Source organism: Klenkia sp. PcliD-1-E (genome assembly GCF_024124375.1).
Lineage (GTDB): Bacteria > Actinomycetota > Actinomycetes > Mycobacteriales > Geodermatophilaceae > Klenkia.
The window spans coordinates 1-1,176 of sequence record NZ_JAMXRZ010000259.1; the positions used below are offsets into that span (position 1 = coordinate 1).

Genomic DNA, 1,176 nt, shown 5'->3' on the forward strand with positions numbered 1-1,176 from the left:
GGCGTCGGCGTAGCGGGCGTGGTCGTCGCCGAACTCGGCGAGCACCCGGGCGCCCAGTACCGCTCCCAGCCCGGGCTGGCTGGTCACGATCTCAGCGTCCGGGTGCCGGCCAAAACCCTCGGCCACCACCGCCTGCAGGGAGGTGATCTCGCTGTTGAGTGAGGCGATGAGCCGGACGTGGCTGGCCACGATCGCGGCGTAGGCGGCCTCGATCTCCGGTGCCAGGCGCAGCGCCGGTGCTCGTAGCAGCGTCTGGATTACCTCGGCCTTGGTCTCGGGGTCGCGGCGACGGGCCCGGGTCAGGGCAGCGGTGATCTTCGACCGGGACAGTCGGGCTGCTCGAGCCGGGTCCGGGGCGCGCTCCAGCAGTTCCAAGGCGTCGGGGGCGGCCAGGTCGGTGAAAGCCTCCAGCGCGGCGGGAAAGAACTCCCGCAACGCCGATCGCAGCCGCAGGACGTGGCGGGTGCGGTCCCAGATCGCGCTCTGGTGCACCCGGGCGACCATCTTCAGCGCCTCCACCTGCGGGCTGTCCCCGGCCATCGGCCGGTGGTGGGCCCGGTCGAGTCGGACGACCTCGGCCAGCACGTGGGCATCACCGCGGTCGGACTTGGCCCCGGAGGCACCATGCCGTTCCCGGTAGCGGGCCACCTGCACCGGGTTCAGCGGGAACACCTGGTAGCCGGCCGCGACCAGCGCAGACACCCATGTCCCGCGGTCGGTCTCGATCCCGACCACCACGTTCTGCGCGACGAACCCGGTCAACGGGTCGACATCGTCCTCGCCCAGATGTTCGGCGATCAGCTCGTGCAGCCGGGTCAGCCCAGCGATGCCCTCGGGCAACCGGGCCCGCGCCAGCCGGCGTCCCTGATCGTCTTGGACCTCCACGTCGTGGTGGTCCTCGGCCCAGTCATCCCCCACGAACAACATCGCGCCCCCTCCAGTCGACCCACCGCGGTCGGCAGCGTGGAGGAGACAGCCAGCGGACTAATGGCCAAGTGCTCACCGAGCAACGCCCGGGGCACGTCATCCCATCAGCGGTCACGCCCCCTCACGACCGGTGGGCGCACGATCTGAGCCTAGGAATCAGGAGCGTTCCAGTCCAAGAGAGTGCTGACCCACCGGCCGCTACCGGCACCGAACCTTCCAGACAACGGGAGGCCCGGTAAGCCCCATTAG

1 protein-coding gene is annotated in these 1,176 nt (G+C 70.5%); it reads right to left on the minus strand.

Annotation, left to right across the window (positions count from 1 at the left end; translation table 11 throughout):
* A partial coding sequence (locus NH342_RS23030) for an IS110 family transposase (RefSeq protein WP_253018716.1) occupies nt 1-927 on the minus strand: 927 nt, incomplete at its 3' end.
* Nucleotides 928-1,176 lie beyond the last annotated feature (249 nt).